The sequence below is a fragment of the Nocardioides gansuensis genome (assembly GCF_003076135.1).
In the GTDB taxonomy this organism is placed as follows: Bacteria; Actinomycetota; Actinomycetes; order Propionibacteriales; family Nocardioidaceae; genus Nocardioides; species Nocardioides gansuensis.
In genome coordinates, this window is sequence record NZ_QDGZ01000012.1 from 23,394 (window position 1) to 42,291 (window position 18,898).

Here is an 18,898-nt window from a genome sequence, read left to right on the forward strand (position 1 = left end):
CCCTGCGCGCCCTAGGCTGCCGTCATGCGGTTCGTCGAGCTCAGCCACGTCATCGAGGAGGGCATGACCACCTACCCGGGCATGCCCGGCCCCGAGCTCTCGCCCTACCTCACGTTCGAGGAGGCGGCGGACCACTACGCGCCCGGCACGATCTTCCAGATCGCCCGGATCACGATGATCGCGAACACGGGGACATACCTCGACACGCCGGCACACCGGTACGCCGACGGGCACGACCTCTCGGAGCTGCCGCTCGAGCGAGTGGTGGACCTCCCGGCGGTCGTCGTGGACGTCGACGAGGCGGGCACCGGCGCCGAGGCGTTCGTGGACGTGGACGTCGCGGGGCGCGCGATACTGCTGCGCAGCGGCTGGGACGTCCACTGGCGCACGGAGCGCTACGGCGACCCGGAGCACCCGCACCTGACCGAGGACGGCGCCCGGCACCTCGTCGACCAGGGGGCCGCGCTGGTCGGCATCGACTCGGTCAACATCGACTCCACCGTGGACGGTGAGCGTCCTGCCCACTCGCTGCTGCTGCGCGCCGGCATCCCGGTGGTCGAGCACCTGACCGGGCTCGACCGGCTGCCGGGCACCGGCGCCCGGTTCAGCGCTGTCCCGCCCCGCGTCGTCGGGATGGGCACCTTCACGGTGCGGGCCTACGCGACGCTGGAGTAACGCAGCGCGTGCTCACGGCCTGAACCCTCGCCGCACCGCAGCCCACCCCACGACTAGTCTCTCCCCGTGGCAGTCAGGGCAGTGCGCGGAGCGACCCAGCTCGACGAGGACACCCGGGAGCACATGCTCGACCGGGTGGCCGAGATGGTGACCGACGTGATGGAGTCCAACGGTCTGAGCGTGGACGACTTCATCTCGATCCTCTTCACGGCGACGTCCGACATCGTCAGCGAGTTTCCGGCCTATGCCGCCCGCCAGCTCGGCTTCACCGACGTACCGCTGATGTGCGCGCGGGAGCTGGAGATCGCCGGCGCGATGCCACGCGTCGTACGGATGATGGCGCACGTCGAGACCGACCTGCCGCGGGCCGAGGTCACCCACGTCTTCCTCCACGGCGCCGCCGGCCTGCGGCGCGACCTGGCACGCACCCACACCGATGAGTGAGCTCGCCGGGCCGGTCGAGGTCGTCGGCGCCGGCCTGCTCGGCACGTCCGTCGGCCTGGCCTGCCGGCGGGCTGGGCTCGAGGTGCTGCTGTCCGACGTCAAGCCGTCGCACGTGCGTACGGCGTCGGGCCTGGGTGCCGGGCGCCCCCGCCGTCCCCAGGACAGGCCCCAGCTCGTCGTGGTCGCCGTGCCGCCCGACCACCTCGCCGAGGCGATCGTCGCGGCGCTCGAGGGCAGCGACGCCGTCGTCACTGATGTCGGCTCGGTCAAGGGTGCCCCCCTGGCCGAGGTCACGGAGGCGGTCACGCCCGAGGCACTGGCCAGGTACGTCGGGTCGCACCCGATGGCCGGCAGCGAGCGCTCGGGGCCGCTGGCCGCGAGCGCGGCCCTCTTCGACGGCCGGCCGTGGGCGGTCACCCCGCACGCGGGAGCCTCGCCGGAGGCCGTCGAGCTCGTCGACGAGCTGGCCCGCGTCTGCGGCGCTGTCGCGGTCCGCCTGGACCCCGCCGACCACGACCTCGCGGTCGCGCGCATCTCGCACGTGCCGCACCTGGCGGCCGTCCTGGTGGCCGCGCAGCTCGCGAAGGCCCCGGCCGACCACCTCGCGCTGAGCGGACAGGGCGTCCGGGACGTCACCCGGATCGCCGCGAGCGACCCAGGACTGTGGCAGCAGATCGTCGGGGCCAACGCCGACGCGGTGCTGGGGCTGCTCGCGCAGGTGCGCGCCGACCTCGACGCGCTGATCGACGCGATCGACGGGGCACACCACGGCGACGCCACCGCGCTGGGCGCGGTCCTGGCTCGCGGGGTCGCTGGGACCGCGGCCATCCCGGGCAAGCACGGGGGCCCCGTGCGCCCGATGGCGTCGGTCTTCGTCTCCGTGCCCGACCACCCCGGCGAGCTGGCGCGGCTCTTCGGCGACGCGGGCCAAGCCGGCGTCAACATCGAGGACGTGCACATCGACCACGACCCCGGCCGGCCGGTCGGGCTCACCGAGCTCGTGGTGGCCGAGGAGCACACCGAGCGGCTGCTGGCCGCCTTGGAATCACGGGGCTGGACGACCCACCGGTAGGCTGCGCCGGTGAGCACCATCGTCGTCGCCATCGACGGGCCCTCCGGATCCGGCAAGTCCAGCACCTCGCGTGGCGTCGCCGACCGGCTCGGCCTGCGCTACCTCGACACCGGCGCCCAGTTCCGGGCGATCACCTGGTGGCTGCTGCGCGAGGGCGTCGACATCCACGACCCCGAGGCCGTCGCCGCCCGGGTCGGCGAGGCGGAGATCGAGTCGGGCACCGACCCGCTCGCACCCACCATCACCGCCGACGGCGAGGACGTGTCGGTCGCGATCCGCAGCGAGGCCGTCAACGCCGCCGTCAGCCCCGTGAGTGCCGTGCCCGAGGTGCGGACCCGCCTGCTCCAGCTGCAGCGCGAGGCCATCGGCGAGGGCGGCATCGTGGTCGAGGGCCGCGACATCGGCTCCGTGGTCGCCCCCGACGCCCAGGTGAAGGTCTACCTCTCCGCCGACCCCGAGGCCCGGGCCGTGCGCAGGGCCCTGGAGGAGGGCGGCTCCGACGTCTCCGCCACCCAGGAGTCGCTGCTCGCCCGGGACCGCATCGACTCGAGCCGCACCACCGCCCCGCTCACCATGGCGGAGGGTGCGGTGCACATCGACACCACGATGTTCACCCTGGACGAGGTCATCGACCAGGTCGTCGCCCTGGTGGAGGCGGTGGAGGCGGTGGAGGCCAGCGCCCGTACCGGCCGCGCCCCGTTGCCGGCGAGCCAGATCGACGACGACCCCGACACCGGGTTCGTCGAGCCGTCCACAACAGGAGCACCATGAACGACCAGACCACGCTCGAGCCCGACGTCACCGGGCCCGTCCCCGTGCTGGCGGTGGTCGGTCGGCCCAACGTCGGCAAGTCCACCCTCGTCAACCGCATCATCGGGCGCCGCGAGGCCGTCGTGGAGGACGTGCCGGGCGTGACCCGCGACCGCGTCTCCTACGACGCCAACTGGAACGGCCGCGCCTTCACGGTGGTCGACACGGGCGGCTGGGACCCCGACGCGCGCGGGCTCGCCGAGCGCATCGCGGCGCAGGCCGAGATCGCCGTCGGGCTGGCCGACGCCGTGCTCTTCGTCGTCGACGCCACGGTGGGTGTCACCGACGCCGACGAGGCGGTCGTGCGCATCCTGCGCAAGTCCGGCAAGCCCGTGGTGCTGGCGGCCAACAAGGTCGACGACATGCGCACCGAGGCGGAGGCCTATGGCCTGTGGAACCTCGGCCTCGGCGAGCCGGTCCCGGTCTCCGCACTGCACGGCCGCGGCTCCGGCGACCTGCTCGACGCGTGCCTGGCCGCACTGCCGGAGACCCCGCCCGAGTCCTTCGAGGAACAGGGCGGCCCGCGCCGCATCGCGATCGTCGGCAAGCCCAACGTGGGCAAGTCCTCACTGCTCAACAAGCTCGCAGGCGAGGACCGGGTCGTCGTCGACAACGTCGCCGGCACGACCGTCGACCCGGTCGACGAGCTGGTGGAGCTGGGCGGCCGCACCTGGAAGTTCATCGACACCGCCGGGATCCGCAAGCGGGTCAAGGAGGCGTCCGGGCACGAGTACTACGCGTCGCTGCGCACCTCGACCGCGATCGACCGCGCGGAGGTGGCCGTGCTGGTGCTCGACGCGCAGCAGTCGATCTCGGAGCAGGACATGCGGATCATCCAGATGATCCGCGACGCCGGTCGCGCCATGGTGATCGCCTTCAACAAGTGGGACCTGGTCGACGAGGAGCGCCGCTACTACCTCGAGCGCGAGATCGAGCGCGAGCTCGTCCAGGTGCAGTGGGCGCCCCGGATCAACGTCACCGCCCGCACCGGATGGCACGTCGACCGGCTCGTGCCGGCCCTCGACAAGGCGCTGGAGGGCTGGGAGACCCGCGTCTCGACCGGCTCCCTCAACACCTTCCTCGGGCGGCTCGTCAGCGAGCACCCGCACCCCGTGCGCAGCGGCAAGCAGCCGAAGATCCTCTTCGCGACGCAGGCCACCACGGCTCCACCGACGTTCATCCTCTTCACCAGCGGCAAGCTGGACGCGGCGTACGAGCGCTTCGTGGAGCGTCGGCTGCGCGAGGAGTTCGGCTTCGTCGGCACGCCGATCAACATCACGGTCAAGCCGCGGGAGAAGCGCAAGCGCTGATCAGCGGGACGGCTCGGGAGTGTCGACGTCCGGCGTCTCGCAGTCCTTGACCTTCGGGTTGAGGCCGGTGTAGTTGAGCGGGCCGGCCGCGACAGTGACGGCGATCGTGCCCGCCTCTGCGCAGTTGGTGCGCTTGTCGGAGAAGTAGTCGCGCTGGTAGGCCGCTGCTGCCCCGATGACGAGCCAGACGAGCACCAGCACGGTCAGGACCCTTGTCATGCTTCCACGGTACGCCGCGGGCCATGGGCGTCAGGGCTGTAGACCCAAGGCCTGGAACCACGCCACCGGGTCCACGTGAGATCCGCCGTCGGGCCTGATCTCGAGGTGCAGGTGGGGCCCCGTGCTGTTGCCCGTCGAGCCCAGCACGCCGATCGGCTGCCCCACCTCCACGGTGGCGCCGCTGTCCACCACCGCCGCCTCCTGGTGGCAGTACCAGACCTCCGTACCGTCCCCTAGGGTGAGCACCGTCCGCAGGCCGTAGGGACCTGCGTCGCCCACCGAGGTGATGGTCCCGTCTCCGATCGCGGTCAGGGTGGTGCCGAGCGGCGCGACCATGTCCAGTCCGGTGTGGATGGTCGCCCAGTGCGGCCCGGTCTCGCCGTACCCGGCCGACAGGTAGTAGCTGGCCACCGGGAGGGGCAGGACGTGCGTGAGATCCGCCAGCTCGCCGGTGTAGCCGAGGGCCGCGAGCCTTGCCATCTCCTCGCCGATCTCCTCCGCACGGGCGTCGGCGGCCTGGTAGATCTGCGCGAGCGCCTTCTCCCGCGCACGCACCGCCCGCTCGAGCCGGGCCATCCGGGGCGCCTTGGCCGCCGGCTGGGCTGCGGTCGTGGGGTCGACGCCCGGTTCGGGGAACGGGGCAGCGGAGGCGGCAGCCTGGAGGAGGAACGGTGCGACGAGCCCGAGAATCACGCCACCGGCTTGCGCTGATGACACGGGGGAGGCCCTTTCCGAGTTGCGAAGACGCCCCATCCTCAGCAGGGATCCCCACCTCGCGGGGCCGAACAGCCCGAAGGGGGGCGATCGGGCCACTGGGCATGGGCACAAGGAGTCACGGGGCTCGTCACCCGTCTTGCTGCAGAGCCCGACGGGTAAGGCCCGGATTGTCCAGCGACAGAGGGGCTGCGGTAAGGTTTCGCTCGCTCTCGCGGCGGTACGGCGCGGGGGCGTTCGGGCTGTAGCGCAGCTTGGTAGCGCACCTGACTGGGGGTCAGGGGGTCGCAGGTTCAAATCCTGTCAGCCCGACCGAAGAACACGCTCTGACCTGCGACAACAGAACAGCGGTGTTGACGTCCAACCGGCGGAAAGCCGCCCTAATTCGGCACTTTGGCCGCACTTTCAGGCCGCATTGGCGGTTGGCGCCCCCGGGCGACCTCGCTCGGCGTCTTAGACCAGCGTCCGTTGGCCTGGCTGGGAGGCCCGGTGTTCGGCACCTCATGGATGTCAGTCGGCGGCATCGCGTCCGTTCCAGGGTGGTTCCTGGAGCACACGAGACCCGGTGTCGACCGGTTCCCCGGCCGAGGCCGGGGAGTGCTGCGCGGCTTGGTCTCTCTTTGGGTTGACTGGGGGCGACCACACGGGTTCCGGGATGCCCGATACCTGGCAAGGATGGGAGGACTCAACTGTCTCGCCGGAGGACCTCGCCGATTACCTGCGTGACCTACGCGGCATGTAGCGAGAATATGGGCTGGAGACCGCCTCGGTGTACGGCCACTTCGGACACGGTTGCGTGCACAGCGGGATGCCGTTCTACCTCTCGGACACGGCCGGTGTGGCGCGCTATCAGGAGTGCTTGGAGCGAGCCGCGGACCTGTCGGCGAGGTACCACGGGTCGTTGTCGAGGAGCACCGCGACGGTCAGGCTTGTGGGGAACTGCTCGCCTGCGCCTGTACATGGCGCAGATCCGGAGCAAGCTGGAGCCGGATCCCTCGCGGCCGGCGTACTTCCGCACCGAGCCCGGCATGGGCTACCGCTTCGACCCGTAAGCGGCGAGGGACTGTATCCACTACTTCGTGAACTCACCCGCTTTGGCAGAACCTTTCGACCAATCGTGTGGGCCCGGAGACGATGAGGTGGTCGTATCGCCGCACCTCGGTTTCGGGACGTGCGTAGGTGAAGTCCTCACCGGTGCGCTTCACGCCCACGACGGTCACTCCGTGGGTGGTACGAGGAGCCGATTCCGCAAGGGTCTTGTCCCAGGTGAAGCGCGGGGCGAGCGTGCGAGCGATGGAGAACTCATCGTCAAACTCGATGTAGTCCTCCATCCGGCCAGTCAGCATGTGGGCTACTCGCTCTCCCATGGAGAACTCGGGGTAGACGACATGCGTGGCGCCGACGCGTTGCAGGATCTTGCCGTGCTTGCGGGTGATGGCTTTGGCCCAGATGTCTTTCACCCCCGCCTCGGCCAGCGCGAGGACGGTGAGGACGCTGGCTTCGATGTCGTCGCCGATGGCGACCACGGCTCGGTCGAAGTCGGCCACGCCGAGTTGGCGCAGTGCCTGGTCGTCGGTGCTGTCGGCCTGGACGACGTGGGTCAAGTCGTCTGCCCAGCGTTCTACCAGTGCCGGGTTCTCGTCGACAGCGAGCACTTCATGGCCCATCTGGACAAGGGACTCGGCGACCGCTGATCCGAAGCGTCCGAGGCCGATGACGACGACCGTGGTGGGGTCGGAATTCCTGAACTTAGCCAACAACGGGTCGCTCCTCTGGCAGGTGGAAGTGGCGGTGACGTGACTTCAGGGCCAGGGCCGAGGCCACGGTGATCGTTCCTACTCGGCCGACGTACATCAAGGCCATGAGCGTCAGTTGAGCGATGGGCGGCAGGTCTGGGGTGATGCCGGTGGACAAGCCGACCGTGGCGAATGCCGAGATGGCTTCGAACAAGACGACGTCGAGGGTGTAACTGGTGGCTAGAAGGATGACCATGGTCCCGGCCGCGATTGCCCCGATGGCGAGGAGCACAACGGTGAGCGCCTGCCGAAGGGTGCTTCCGCTGATCCGGCGGTGCGCGATGTTGGTGTCCGGTTCGCCTCGCACCTCGGACCAGATGACGTAGGCGAGTAGGAAGAACGTGGTGACCTTGATACCGCCCGCGGTGCCGGCGGAGCCGCCACCGATGAACATGAGGACGTAGTTCACCGCCAAGGTCTCTGGCGTGATCTGGCCGTAGTCGACACTGTTGAAGCCGGCGGTTCGCGGCACCACTCCACCGGTGACTCCACCGACGATCTTGCCCCAGGGCGATAGCGAGCCCAACGTGCGGGCATTGGACCACTCCAACGCCAAGAACGCGCCCGTCCCGAGGACTAGAAGCAACAAGGACCCGTAGACGGTAAGCCTGGTGTGGACCGACCACATCGACGGACGGCGCCACCGGCGACGCAACTCGAAGAGAACCGGGAAACCAATACCGCCGGCGATGATCGCGATGCAGATCGGGAACGCGATCCAGGCGTCGTCGACGAACCCGATCAGGTTGTCGCTGTAAAGCGCGAACCCGGCGTTGTTGAACGCGGAGACCGAGTGGAACACACCATGCCAAGACGCCTCGCCGAGACTGTCGTCGTAGCGGATTCGGAACCGGGCGGTCAGGATCAATGCGAAGACCGCCTCGAACAGCAGCATCGTCACCGCCACTCGGCGGATCACATGCCGCACGTCGCCGATGTTCAGAGTCTTGGTCTCTGTCCTCGCGATGAGCGAGGACTTCAGGCGAAGCTTGCCTCCCACCAGCAGGCCGAGCAAGGTGGCGGCCGTCATGATCCCGAAGCCACCGATCTGGATGAGCGCCATGATCACGACCTGGCCGAACGGCGACCAGTAGGTCGCGGTGTCGACCGTGGTGAGTCCGGTGACGCACACAGCCGAGACGCTGGTGAACGCTGCGGTCAGAAGGGGCGGTCGCGTCGGGCCAGGCGTAGAGATCGGTAGCGACAGGAGACCTGTACCGATGATGATGGCGCTCAGAAAGGCTAACGGGACAATCCGTGCCGGATGGGTCACACTGCGCAGCGTCCTTCCCAACGCATTCCTCTCATCGACGTCACGCGGTGTCCTAACACAGCCCTAACACAGCCAAGCGGACGACACCGTCGTCCACCACGGGCCCATCCTGCATGATGAATTGCATGAGCGGAGAAGGGCGAGGTGAGGCCGCTCTTGCAGTGATGCTCATCGTCATGTGCGGAGGAGCGGCGCTGATCAATCTCACCGCGCCTCTACTCGCCGAGCCTCGCGGTCTCGCGGTGGCGCTCTTTGCGGGGCTGCCGCTCGCTGCCATCCGGTGCGCGATCGGGGTCCTCGAGAGCAATGACTAACTGGGCACCCCGAGCCGCGTACAACCGGAGGGTCGGCTCTCTGCGGCGGCGCTCCGCGCGATGACCGTGCCGACCTGGGTCGCGATTCTGCTCATGGTCATCGGAGCGGTTGGCATCGTGCGCGGGTCGCTGATCGTGGCGTTCGGCGGATCTGGCCGGTTCCGCTTCGACGCCGCGCTCAGCCTCATAGCAGGTTTCTCACTCGGCCTGCTGGGCCAGTACCTGCATGCCCAACGTTGATGTGAGCCCGGACCCGTGCGCGCGGACACGGGCGTGCCGCATCTTGCCCCGCCGGGGCGGGGCCTCATTGATGCCTGCTTTTCGGCGGTAGCTTCTCCCGTGCAGATCCGTCGCTGGCAGCAGGGGAGCGGCGTACTAGATCCCGGCATCTTTACCTACCCCAATGGCGGAAAGACGCATCTCCGCCACCGCCGAGTCGCCCCCGAGCGTCCCGATCCCATCTGGGCGCCGGTTCTGTTCGAGCATCTCGACATCGCGGAGACTGCTCGAGAGTTCTCAACTCGAGCGAAGGAAGAACCGCCCACGGTCTCGGGTCCGTGAGCGGTTCTGAGAATGAATCTACGCCGAGGTTGTCCTCAGCGCAGGCACAGATGATGCACGCTCGTGCCACTGAACAGCCAAGGGTTCGCAACAACGCACTCGAGGACCCGCCGCCCCTCGGTCCGTGATCCCGCAGGCCGACTCGCGGCGCTTAGGACGCACTATTGCAACGCACGACTCGCGGCAATAGCGAGCGGCTGCGGGGGTCGCCAGTGCCCGGGCTTGAACCTTCACCATGGTTCCGACGTGTCGGACGTGGGACGCTGTGGGGGTGAGGACCTACGGGCAATACTGCCCGATCGCGCGGGCATCGGAGCTTTTGGGCGAACGCTGGTCCACCATCATTCTTCGCAACATCCTCGTCGGCTGCCAGACCTTCAACGAGATTGCCGAGGGAGCCCCGGGTCTGTCGCGCGGCCTGCTGTCCCGACGGCTGCGTGAGCTCGAGCGGGCCGGGGTCATCGTGATCCGCCCCAAGCCGGACGGGCACGGCTCGATCTACGAGCCCACGCCTGCGGGACGAGAGCTGTCGCAGGTCATGATCGCGCTCGAGACCTGGGGTCGCAGGTGGGCCGAGCTAAAGCCGGAACACGCTCATCCGGGCGTCGTCCTGTGGGTCTGGGCCAACTTCTTCCTGGACCGTGACCGCCTTCCTCGGCGGCGCGTTCTGATTCGGTTCGAGTACCCCACGCTGCCGCAGTCCGCTCGCCGGAGCTGGTTGCTGATCGAGCATGGCGACGCCGAGTACTGCCTCAAGTTTCCGGGCGGCGAAGAGGAGCTGATCGTCGTCGTGCACGATCCTTTGGCATTCGCTCGCTGGCACATGGGCTTGGTCACGTGGAGAGAAGCCTTGCGTGCCGGAGCGATCGAGGTGCAGGGCGCCCCGACGCTGGCCCGAGCGTTGCCGACCTGGAATCGCCACGGCTGGGCCACCGATGACCCGAGGTCGCGATTCGAGCCGACATTGACCGGGCACACCGCTGCAGAGGCCTGAGGCGCAGGAACCTGGAGCTATCCCTCGGCTCGTGCGGGTTCAGATTCTGAACTAGTCGCGCCCCCGCCTTCGCCGGACATTGGAGGCAACTGATCCGATGACGGTAAGAGGTGTGCGATGGATCTCGATGAGTTGGTGTTCCACCCCTGGTCGGCGCAGGGACCGCGCACCGTGCCGACGTTCGTCGCCGGTTCGGGTAGCCATGTCGTGGACGCCCACGGCCGTCGCTACTTGGACTTCAGCTCGCAACTGGTGTTCAGCAACCTCGGTCACCAGCACCCACGCATCGTTGCGGCGGTCAAGGAGCAGGCTGACCGGTTGTGCACCCTCGCCCCGGGTTATGCCTCGGACGTCCGCGGCGAAGCCGCGCGGCTGATCGTTGAGGTCGCCCCGAAGGACCTGGGGCACGTGCTGTTCACCACCGGCGGGACGGAGGCGATCGAGCATGCGGTACGGATGGCCCGCCTGCACAACGGACGGCCCAAGGTGCTCGCCGCCTACCGCTCGTACCACGGCTCCACGACGACCTCGATCCACCTCACCGGCGATCCGCGCCGCTGGGCGTCGGACACCGGGGCCGCGGGCGTCGTCCACTTCTTCGGCCCGTTCCTGTGCCGCTCGGCATTCGGGGCGAGCACCCCCGAGGAAGAGTGCGAGCGGGCGCTCGCGCATCTGGAGCAGGTGATCCTTCTCGAAGGCCCGTCGACCATCTCCGCCTTGGTCCTGGAACCTGTGACTGGCAGCTCAGGCGTCATCGTGCCGCCAACGGGCTACCTGCGGGGTGTCCGGGAGTTGTGCACCCGTCACGGCATCGTCTTCATCGCCGACGAGGTGCTCGTCGGTTTCGGCCGCACCGGAGCATGGTTCGGCGTGAACCACGGGGGCGTCGCCCCGGATCTCCTGGTCTTCGCGAAGGGCGTGAACTCCGGATATGTGCCGCTCGGCGGGGTGCTGGTCGGCGACCGGATCTACGAAACGTTCACAGAGCGCCCCTACCCGGCGGGCATGACCTACAGCGGACACCCGTTGGCCTGCGCCGCCGCAGTGGGCACCATCGGCGCGATGCAGGACGAGGGCACCGTGGCGGCAGCCGCGCGGCTCGGCACCGGCATGCTCGGACCCGGACTTGCGAAGCTCGCCGCGAACCACCCCTGCATCGGGGATGTCCGTGGCATCGGCGGGCTGTGGACCCTCGAGCTGGTGCGTGACCGGCAGACCAAGGAGCCGCTGGTTCCGGTAGGTGCCACGGGGGAGGCGAATGCACCGATGGCCGCGTTCGCCCAGGCGTGCCTCGGTCGTGGTCTGCTCACGCTCGTCTTGGGCAACCGCATCCACGTCGCACCACCGCTCAACGTCAACGACAGCGACGCCGCCACCGGGCTAGCCATCCTCGATGACGCGCTGGCTGAGGCCGACACGTTCCTCGCGTGACAAGCCGAGGCCACCGCACCCATATCGGTATGCGTAAAGCCGTGAGGAGTCGAGCGGGTCTTGTCAGAATGAGCAAACCGGGGGCCGGACCATGACTACGGGATCGGCTCCACGTGGCGGCGTACCCGGTCTCACCGTCGAAGCTGGGCCACCTCGGCCAGCCGCTCGAGCTTGTGCGGGTTGCGGATCGCGAAGATCTGCCTGATCTGCCCGTCCTCGATGACGAACGACACGGCCGTGTCGTTCTCGCCGCCCGGGTCAATGCGCGCCGCGATCCCGCCGTTGAGCTCGACGACGAACGCCTTCGCCCCAGGCGCGAGCTCCGCGAAGCGCGCCATCACCGGCGCGAGCTTGGCTGCACCGCGCACTGGCTTAGGGATCGTCGGGGCGAGGCCGCCGCCGTCGCCGACGACGAGCACGTCGGGTGCGAGCACCTCGAGCAGGCCCGGCACGTCGCCGGTGGTCAGGGCGGCAAGGAACCGTTCGACGACCTGCTCCTGCTCGGTGCGGCTCACCGACATGCGCGGGCGGCGAGCGGCCACGTGCTTGCGGGCGCGGACGGCGATCTGCCGCACCGCAGCGGGCGACTTGCCCAGCGCCTCGGCGATCTCGTCGTGGGGCACGTCGAAGACCTCGCGCAGCACAAAGACCGCACGCTCCGTCGGGAGCAGGGTCTCAAGGACCGCGAGCATGGCGATGGACACGTTCTCGGCGAGCTCGACATCTTCGGCCACATCGGGGCTGGTGAGCAGCGGCTCGGGCAGCCACTCTCCGACGTAGTCCTCGCGCTGCCTCGCCAGCGTGCGCAGCCGGTTCAGCGACAGCCGGGCGACGATCCTGACCAGGTAGGCGCGAGGCTCACGCACCTCTGCGCGCTCGGTGTCGGTCAGCGCGGCCCACCGCAGCCAGGCCTCCTGCACCACGTCCTCGGCGTCGGCTGCCGAGCCCAGCATCTCGTAGGCGACGGTGAAGAGCAGGCTGCGGTGGGCGACGAAGGGGTCCTCGCTCATGACGCGGACGCTACTCCGGGTCGCTCGGCGAGCGGCTTCATGCCACAGGCCGCCGCGAAGCCGTCGGACTCGATGCCCAGGGCGACGTTGCCGCGCGTGGTCAGGTTGGCGAACCCGATGACAGAGGTGAGCTCGATGACCGCGGCCGGCCCCAGCTGCGCGTGCAGGCGGTCGACCAGCTCGTCGGTCACGGTGGGTGGCGTCTGGCTCATCGCCTCGGCGTACTCCAGGACGTCACGCTCCAACGGCGTGAACATGTCCGACTCACGCCACCGCGGGATCTCCCGCGCCTTGTCGACGTCAAGGCCCCGGTTGCGCGCCTCGAAGTAGTTGAAGTCCAGGCACCAAGTGCAGCCGACTAGCGAGGCGACGGCCATGTGGGCGAACGACTTCAGGCCCTCGTCGCAGGCGTCCCACTTCTCGAGCTTGCCGCCGAAGCCGAAGCTGGCGAACAGCACCTTCTGGTTGTGCCAGAACACGCCCACGGACGTTGGCACCATGCCGAGCCTCTTCTCGATCATCCGCTTGATCAGGGCTCCCTTGATGCCGGTGATCTCGGCCGGGGCGATGCGGGTGGTGTGCTCCATTGCTCCTCCTGTGTAGGTGGTCATGTCATGAAGACACCGGCCGAGCCGCGTGTGTGACACCTCGTGCGGAGCGATCTGCGAACCCGCGGGGAGGAAGTGAGCAGCCGAAGACGCCTCGCGGTCCTGGCGCGTAGGGAAGCCTGGCCCGACGAAACGCTCGAGTGCAGGGTGCCGCTAGGCCGTTGGGCGGTCAGCAACGCCCCCATCCACTAACCAGAGCCTCGCCGTCGTGCGGGAAGGGCCAAGAGCGTCGGCATCAAGGTTCTTGACCGAGGTCGTCGTGTCCCGCGGAGTTTTCGACCATTACGAGGCGGTTCACAGGAACTGATGCTTGCTCACCCTTCCTCACATACGGCGGAGTGACGCACAGCAAGGACTATTCATCCGAGTGGTCATGCGGGCAGCATTGCGCTGTGTCGGTGCGCCACACTCGTCGCGTGGAGTTGCACGCTGAGGAGCCGGATGGTGCGCGTTGGCGCGCCGTCGACGACGGCGCTCTCCTAGCGCTTCTCCGACAGTGGCTTCCGGTCGACCGTCCCGGTCTGGTTCTTGTGGACGGGCGGTCCGGCTCCGGAAAGTCGACCTTCGCCGCCCATGCGGCCGACCTCCTGGAAGGTTGCGTGGTCAGCACCGACGACATTGCATGGAATCACGCGATGTTCGAGTGGACCGATGTCCTTCTCGCCGGGGTGCTGCAGCCATGGCGCCGTGGCGAAGCTGTGAAATTCCGGCCGCCGGCCTGGGAGTCTCACGACCGCGAGGGTTCTATCGCTGTCGAGAGCGGCGTCTCAATGATAGTTGAAGGGGTCGGTGCCGCGCGCGCAGGACTGGCGGGGTTGGCCGATCTCGCGGTCTGGGTGCAGTCGGATCTTTCGCTGGCACGCACACGGGGACTCGCTCGCGACGTGTCGCAGGGGACTCGGACGCCGGCCGAGGCGGAGGCGTTCTGGGGCGAGTGGATGATGAAAGAGGAACCGTTCCTGGCCGCGGACAGGCCGTGGGAGCGGGTGCATCTATGGGTCCTTGGCACCCCTCCGGACGGGCAGACGTGGATCAGGGACGGGGTGACAACCCAGTAATGGGCGAGCGGTTATGCTCGCGGCCTGTCCCGGGCTTAAGCGCCGGTGTGACGCCCCCTGATGACGGCCGCGTGGGTGGATGCGGCCCCGCTACCCCCGTAGCTGGGCAGGGGACGACCGTTCTCGCACAACGCCCGCTACACGAGGCGCCACAGAGCACGTCCTGCAGTTCGTTGCCGACACTGAACCGAGATCGATCACTGGCCGTCAGGCCCTCTTTGTCGTGCAGTGGCGCGCTGCCGACTCTATCGGGTGACTCGTCGAGGACCACCCCGGAGCGGTGGACCGGCCCGCTCCGCACAGGTCTCGGCTCCGGCCCCTGAAATGTGCCCCGCGGACCACCTCAGCCCATCCGTGTCATGAGACCCGGGCATCGATCTGAAACCCGAGCTCCGACCCACTCATGACGGATGGAGAAACTGGCAAACACGCTGGTCGCCGTGCACCGCCACGCCGGCAGCCTCCAGACGTACCACGGCTCGCATCTGTGGGTCACCGAGGCCTCGCAGGTCTGCTCCTCGGCATGTCCAGGTGCCACCGACGCCAAGCTCAGCCGGGCCGCGGGCTGCGACGCGACCCTCGCGGGCAAGTCACTGAGCGGACACCGGGATCTTCACCCATCCTGACGGGTTCGCCTGGGGGATGGCTCACTACGCAAGCGGCGGCAGCGCACCTGCACCACACCACCGGAAACGTGAGCCTAACCGCCAAGATCGCTACCCAAGTCAGGGTTACAGCGTGGCGGCGTCCCGGAGAGCGGCGACGATCGGGGTGATCTGCTCCAGGCTGTCGGCATTCGCCTGGACCGAGACGACGACGCCGGTGCGCGGGAAGGCGACCAGCCTGGTGACGAACGTGCCCCAGCCTCCGTGTCCCGAGGCCGGGGCTGTCGTGGGGACCGGTGGAGTCTGGATGGGAGAAGTCGATGCTCCCCAGGCCGTAGTACTGGCCCGGAAGTCGACCATCGCCCGCAGGGACGAGGCGTCGGAGAGCACGAAGCCGCCGTACAGCTCGTAGCCCCACCGGGCGAGGGTCGCCGCGTCCGTCTCGACTCCACAGCCGTCTGCCGCACGTGCATCCGTGAGCGTGAAGGCCAGGTTCTCGAGCCCGGGATGGTCCAGGACGTCCCCGTGGACGACCGACCAGAACTCGCGATGGGTCACGTGCTCAAGGATCTCCCCGAGGAGCAGGTAGTTGATGTTGGCGTACTCGATCGTCGTACCTGGGCGGGAGTGCGGCGAAGGGAGGGCCTCGAGCTGTTGATCGGCGGTGGCACCACACTCGCCGAGCGGGCCGACGGGGTCGGAGAGCCCGCTGCGCATGCCGAGTAGGCCCCGGACGGTCGCGTCGTTCAGGTCGAACCGGGCCAGCGCGGGTGGAAGGTGCGCGCGCGCCGCGTCGTCGAGACCCAACTTGCCCTCCTCGACCAGGCGCAGCACCTCGGCGGCGGTGATCGTCTTGGCGATGCTGGCGGTCTCGACCCTCGTGTCCGGCGTGAGCCCGGCGCCCTGCGGGTCGACGCCGGCAGCGCCCACCCAACTCCCCGCGTCGGCGACGATGACCGCCGCGACGATGCCGCGGACCGTGCCCCGTTCCACGGCCTCCTCGAGCACCGCCTGCAGGGAGTCGGCCACGGGGTCTGGCAGATCCGGCTCGGGGTAGGGCGGGAAGTTCCCGATCTCCACGGCCATGGGTGGACGGAGACCGGTCACGGGGGCGTCGGTCGGGGTGGGACGCGGTTCGGTCGTCGAGCCGCACGCGGCCAGCACTGCAGCCATCGTCGTCATCACGACCATCCGCAGCAGTGTCGAATCCATGGTATGAGCTCCGATCGTGGTGTGGCTGCCACGACGCCCCTGGTGACATGACGAGGCGGACGAGATCGCGCGTGTGCCATCCCTGGGGCCAGTTCCGCTGACCCAGCGGCGACCAGGTGTCATTGGGCGGGCCGGACGTCCATGGTCGACAGGAAGGCTTCGAGGAGCGGCTGGGCACCGCCGTACGGCGCAACGGCCGGGTGTGACCGGTTCCGCCAGACCGCGACGACGGTCATCGCCCGAGCGTTGTAGATGCCGCCGCTGAAGAAGGCCTGGACGTCGTACCGGAACGGCACGAGCAGGCCGGGATGGCAGTCCCGCTTCTCGAGGCACAGCTCGACGGCGCGGTCCTCGATCCCGGTGCCGGGCGTGTTGCTCGATGCCTCGCAGTAGTCCTCCACCCACGCCTCGATGTCGGCGATTGACTCGATCCTCGTACCGGGATCGAGGGGCACGGACCAGACGCTCACGCGGACGTCACCGGCCGGGGACTGGAAGGCTTCGTGCGCGGGGCTCAGCGGGTTCCGGGAATCGGCGTCGCCCCTCCAGCCCCGGCTGGCGGGCACCACCGTCCAGTCCGAAGGGTGGCCGACCTCAAGGTCGTACCGGTCCGACCTGTAGGCACTCCACCCGCTCGTGTCGAGCCGCTCGATCGCCGTGGACGGCGTCGGACTGGAGGACGGCGTGTCGATCGGCTCGACGTTGTCGGACCGGTCCCGACCGACGCCGGAAACTCCTGCGGCGACCACCGCGACGACCGCGGTGACCGCGCATCCGACTGCGATCGCGGCGCGTCGGCGTGATTTGGTCTTCGCCGATGCTCGGATCACCGCCAGGTCGGGGACGGCCGGCTGCAGGAGGTCGGTCTGGGCCCGGATGGCTGAGGCCACGCACTCCTCGAGGTTCATCTCACCTCGCCCCTTTCGAGTTCTCGCCAGCAGGAATCGTCGTCTCGGTGTCGGCCAGCAAGCCACGCAGACGTGCCATCGCCGCCGACGACTGCGACTTCACGGTCCCCGGCCGAATGCCGAGCAGCTCCGAGATCTCGGCCTCGGACATGCCCTCGTAGTAACGCAGCACGATCACGGCACGCTGCCGCGGCGGCAGGTCGCCCACCGCCGACCAGACCCTCTGGTGCTCGACGACTCGTTCTCGTGCGAAGGCCGGCTCGGCTCGGTACCCCGACCCATGGCGGACGTCGTGCTCCACGACTTCCGGCGCCGCCAGCTCATCAGCTGGTTCACCACCATCTTCCGCAGGTACGCCTCCGAGCTGTCCGCGTCCCGCACCCGCGGCCAGGTCCGGTACGCCGAGACGAAGGCGGCCTGCACGGCGTCCTCTGCCAACGGGCGGTCGCCGCAGATCGCGTAGGCCATCCGGTGCAGCCGGTGGGTGACGGCCGCGACCAGCTCCGCGTACTCCGCCTCATCCTGGGCCTGCATGACGCTCCTCGCCCGATGTCCGACCAACCTTGACCCTAAGACGCCGCGACCCGTCTCACCGGTTCGTAGAACGGCTCAAGAGATCTAAGATCTCGGTCCCGCCGCGCGGGATTGGCCCGCCGACGGGAAGGCCTGGATCAGGAGGTCGGCGTGAGCAGTGCCCTCGAGGTCATGCCAACGGTGTGACCCAGGCTGTCGAGGAAGCGGCCACGCAGAAAGCTCGTCCGCCGGAGCGCCCACAGGGTCTCCACGGTGACCCACGAGAGGTCGCGTGCCTTGTCCATGTTCCAGGTGCTGAGCAAGTGCACGACCGGGCCGATGTGGTCGTCGATCTCACGTCCGACCGCATCCAGGAAGGATCGCCGGATCGGTGCCTCGACCTGCGCGAGGACGTCGTTGACCGCTTCGTAGTCCTGATGGACGTCGGCGGGCGCGAGGCCGTGTGCCTTGCACGTGTCGACCACGGCGATCGGCAGGTCGTGCTCGATGTGGCTGTTCATCCCTGCGATGGCGTACTGCACCGGCAACCGACTGCCGCGGCGCGACTCGAACAGCGGTCGCCACGGGGTTGGAACACTGCGCCGCCCAGCGTCTGCGTCGTACGCCGCCAGCCAGAGGTTGGCGAAGCGGACATCAAGGTCGGCCATCACTTGCGCATCCTGGAACCTGATCGCCGAAGCGCCTGGCAGGGCGATGATCTCCGCTATGCGCTCGGTCACCGTGAGGTACATCCGGTTGAACACCGCGACCCCGTCGTCAGCGGCGAGCGCCGCGTCGATCTCCCACATCCGGGCAATGACGCCGGCGACGGTCGTAGGCAGGCTCACAACATGAAGTATTCACTGCCGCAGTACTGATCGTGTGATCGGCGGACGAAAACGTCACGGCCGACAGCCGGGTTTGCTGCATGGAGGGGTGGACGAAAACTGGAACGCCGGGCGAGGCGGTCTTGCACTCTCCCTCTTGAACTTTGGCGGGCGACAACATAGGGCCGCTGAGTGCATTAGGGCTTGTGGCGCTCGGCTTCCGGTACTCCGGCGTCGTGGAGAGAGCGTGTTGAGCATCGCTGGCTCTTGCTGCACCTACGAGAGGCTTGTAAGCGCGCTGGCCGTCGTGCGCGCACATGCCGCGGTCTTGGGCGGGTCACATGCGGAGGTGCTGGGACTTCGAAGGGTGTCGGTGCGATGCAGAACCCTATGGGAGGGCGGGAAGCCAACCGGGAATGGGGCAGGGGCGCCCGGGGCCAAACCGGATTCCATCACCGTAAAGACTCCGGCAAGCCTGGTCCATCCGGGGCATTGCATTGCGGTTGGACGTGTCCGAAGGTGGTTGCGTTCCCTTCGGGAAGGA

20 protein-coding genes, 1 tRNA gene and 1 pseudogene are annotated in these 18,898 nt (G+C 68.6%); 11 read left to right on the top strand and 11 right to left on the bottom strand.

Annotated elements, in window-relative coordinates; translation table 11 throughout:
- Window positions 1–24 precede the first annotated feature (24 nt).
- From DDE18_RS20850 to der, 5 genes are all read left to right on the top strand, one after another.
- On the top strand, window positions 25–675 hold the full coding sequence (locus DDE18_RS20850; RefSeq protein WP_116574266.1) for a cyclase family protein: 651 nt from the start codon (window positions 25–27) through the stop codon (window positions 673–675).
- A gap of 66 nt (window positions 676–741) precedes the next feature.
- The gene (gene aroH, locus DDE18_RS20855; RefSeq protein ID WP_116574268.1) at window positions 742–1,119 is read left to right on the top strand and encodes a chorismate mutase; all 378 of its coding nucleotides are present in this window, start codon (window positions 742–744) and stop codon (window positions 1,117–1,119) included.
- A complete protein-coding gene (locus tag DDE18_RS20860; protein WP_116574269.1) occupies window positions 1,112–2,191 on the top strand; it encodes a prephenate dehydrogenase in 1,080 nt (359 codons plus the stop codon). The genes aroH and DDE18_RS20860 overlap by 8 nt, the downstream gene beginning before the upstream one ends.
- A gap of 9 nt (window positions 2,192–2,200) precedes the next feature.
- A complete protein-coding gene (gene cmk / locus DDE18_RS20865; RefSeq protein WP_116574271.1) occupies window positions 2,201–2,962 on the top strand; it encodes a (d)CMP kinase in 762 nt (253 codons plus the stop codon).
- Entirely contained in the window at window positions 2,959–4,311 is a 1,353-nt protein-coding gene (der, locus tag DDE18_RS20870) for a ribosome biogenesis GTPase Der (protein WP_116574273.1), read from the top strand. The genes cmk and der overlap by 4 nt, the downstream gene beginning before the upstream one ends.
- On the opposite strand, the gene DDE18_RS20875 is transcribed toward der, so the two are convergent.
- Together DDE18_RS20875 and DDE18_RS20880 are read right to left on the bottom strand one after the other, a co-directional pair.
- Complete coding sequence (locus DDE18_RS20875) at window positions 4,312–4,530, bottom strand: hypothetical protein (RefSeq protein ID WP_116574275.1); 219 nt, start codon at window positions 4,528–4,530, stop codon at window positions 4,312–4,314.
- A 30-nt stretch (window positions 4,531–4,560) separates the two neighbouring features.
- Complete coding sequence (locus DDE18_RS20880) at window positions 4,561–5,247, bottom strand: M23 family metallopeptidase (protein ID WP_133241292.1); 687 nt, start codon at window positions 5,245–5,247, stop codon at window positions 4,561–4,563.
- 235 nt (window positions 5,248–5,482) lie between these two features.
- Here DDE18_RS20880 and DDE18_RS20885 point away from each other — a divergent pair.
- Window positions 5,483–5,556: transfer RNA gene (locus tag DDE18_RS20885), tRNA-Pro, on the top strand.
- A gap of 773 nt (window positions 5,557–6,329) precedes the next feature.
- On the opposite strand, the gene DDE18_RS20900 is transcribed toward DDE18_RS20885, so the two are convergent.
- Window positions 6,330–7,004, bottom strand: a complete 675-nt coding sequence (locus tag DDE18_RS20900; RefSeq protein ID WP_245916917.1) for a potassium channel family protein — start codon at window positions 7,002–7,004, stop codon at window positions 6,330–6,332.
- A complete protein-coding gene (locus DDE18_RS20905; protein WP_211754672.1) occupies window positions 6,994–8,313 on the bottom strand; it encodes a TrkH family potassium uptake protein in 1,320 nt (439 codons plus the stop codon). The genes DDE18_RS20900 and DDE18_RS20905 overlap by 11 nt, the downstream gene beginning before the upstream one ends.
- Window positions 8,314–8,687: 374 nt before the next feature.
- Between DDE18_RS20905 and DDE18_RS20910 the strand changes: the two genes are divergently transcribed.
- The 3 genes from DDE18_RS20910 to DDE18_RS20920 all read left to right on the top strand — a co-directional run bounded on the left by DDE18_RS20910 (window position 8,688) and on the right by DDE18_RS20920 (window position 11,613).
- On the top strand, window positions 8,688–8,867 hold the full coding sequence (locus DDE18_RS20910; protein ID WP_116574283.1) for a hypothetical protein: 180 nt from the start codon (window positions 8,688–8,690) through the stop codon (window positions 8,865–8,867).
- A gap of 592 nt (window positions 8,868–9,459) precedes the next feature.
- Window positions 9,460–10,182 carry a winged helix-turn-helix transcriptional regulator gene (locus DDE18_RS20915; protein ID WP_116574355.1) on the top strand — a complete coding sequence of 241 codons (723 nt, stop codon included), beginning with the start codon at window positions 9,460–9,462 and terminating at the stop codon, window positions 10,180–10,182.
- A gap of 117 nt (window positions 10,183–10,299) precedes the next feature.
- Complete coding sequence (locus tag DDE18_RS20920; protein ID WP_116574285.1) at window positions 10,300–11,613, top strand: aspartate aminotransferase family protein; 1,314 nt, start codon at window positions 10,300–10,302, stop codon at window positions 11,611–11,613.
- Window positions 11,614–11,744: 131 nt separating this feature from the next.
- Here the strand turns inward: DDE18_RS20920 and DDE18_RS20925 are convergent, their stop codons facing one another.
- Entirely contained in the window at window positions 11,745–12,623 is an 879-nt protein-coding gene (locus DDE18_RS20925; RefSeq protein WP_116574286.1) for an RNA polymerase sigma-70 factor, read from the bottom strand.
- Window positions 12,620–13,210, bottom strand: coding sequence for a carboxymuconolactone decarboxylase family protein (locus DDE18_RS20930; RefSeq protein ID WP_116574288.1), 591 nt, complete (start codon window positions 13,208–13,210; stop codon window positions 12,620–12,622). The genes DDE18_RS20925 and DDE18_RS20930 overlap by 4 nt, the downstream gene beginning before the upstream one ends.
- A 437-nt stretch (window positions 13,211–13,647) precedes the next feature.
- On the opposite strand from DDE18_RS20930, the gene DDE18_RS20935 reads away from it, so the two are divergent.
- Both DDE18_RS20935 and DDE18_RS20940 read left to right on the top strand, forming a co-directional pair.
- Window positions 13,648–14,289, top strand: coding sequence for a nucleoside/nucleotide kinase family protein (locus DDE18_RS20935; RefSeq protein WP_211754674.1), 642 nt, complete (start codon window positions 13,648–13,650; stop codon window positions 14,287–14,289).
- 410 nt (window positions 14,290–14,699) lie between these two features.
- On the top strand, window positions 14,700–14,915 hold the full coding sequence (locus DDE18_RS20940) for a hypothetical protein (RefSeq protein WP_116574290.1): 216 nt from the start codon (window positions 14,700–14,702) through the stop codon (window positions 14,913–14,915).
- 105 nt (window positions 14,916–15,020) lie between these two features.
- Here DDE18_RS20940 and DDE18_RS20945 read toward each other — a convergent pair whose 3' ends face one another.
- The 5 genes and pseudogenes from DDE18_RS20945 to DDE18_RS20965 form a co-directional block, all read right to left on the bottom strand.
- The gene (locus DDE18_RS20945) at window positions 15,021–16,106 is read right to left on the bottom strand and encodes a serine hydrolase domain-containing protein (protein ID WP_165821277.1); all 1,086 of its coding nucleotides are present in this window, start codon (window positions 16,104–16,106) and stop codon (window positions 15,021–15,023) included.
- Between the two features lie 119 nt (window positions 16,107–16,225).
- A complete protein-coding gene (locus tag DDE18_RS20950; RefSeq protein WP_116574293.1) occupies window positions 16,226–17,014 on the bottom strand; it encodes a hypothetical protein in 789 nt (262 codons plus the stop codon).
- A 1-nt stretch (window position 17,015) separates the two neighbouring features.
- Window positions 17,016–17,315 (bottom strand): RNA polymerase sigma factor, encoded by a 300-nt coding sequence (locus tag DDE18_RS23850; RefSeq protein WP_245916918.1) that lies wholly within the window; start codon window positions 17,313–17,315, stop codon window positions 17,016–17,018.
- Window positions 17,316–17,323: 8 nt separating this feature from the next.
- A pseudogene (locus tag DDE18_RS24115) lies at window positions 17,324–17,548 on the bottom strand (RNA polymerase sigma factor); the annotation flags it as partial.
- A gap of 137 nt (window positions 17,549–17,685) precedes the next feature.
- Window positions 17,686–18,375 carry a DUF5995 family protein gene (locus tag DDE18_RS20965; protein ID WP_211754676.1) on the bottom strand — a complete coding sequence of 230 codons (690 nt, stop codon included), beginning with the start codon at window positions 18,373–18,375 and terminating at the stop codon, window positions 17,686–17,688.
- Between the last annotated feature and the right edge of the window lie 523 nt (window positions 18,376–18,898).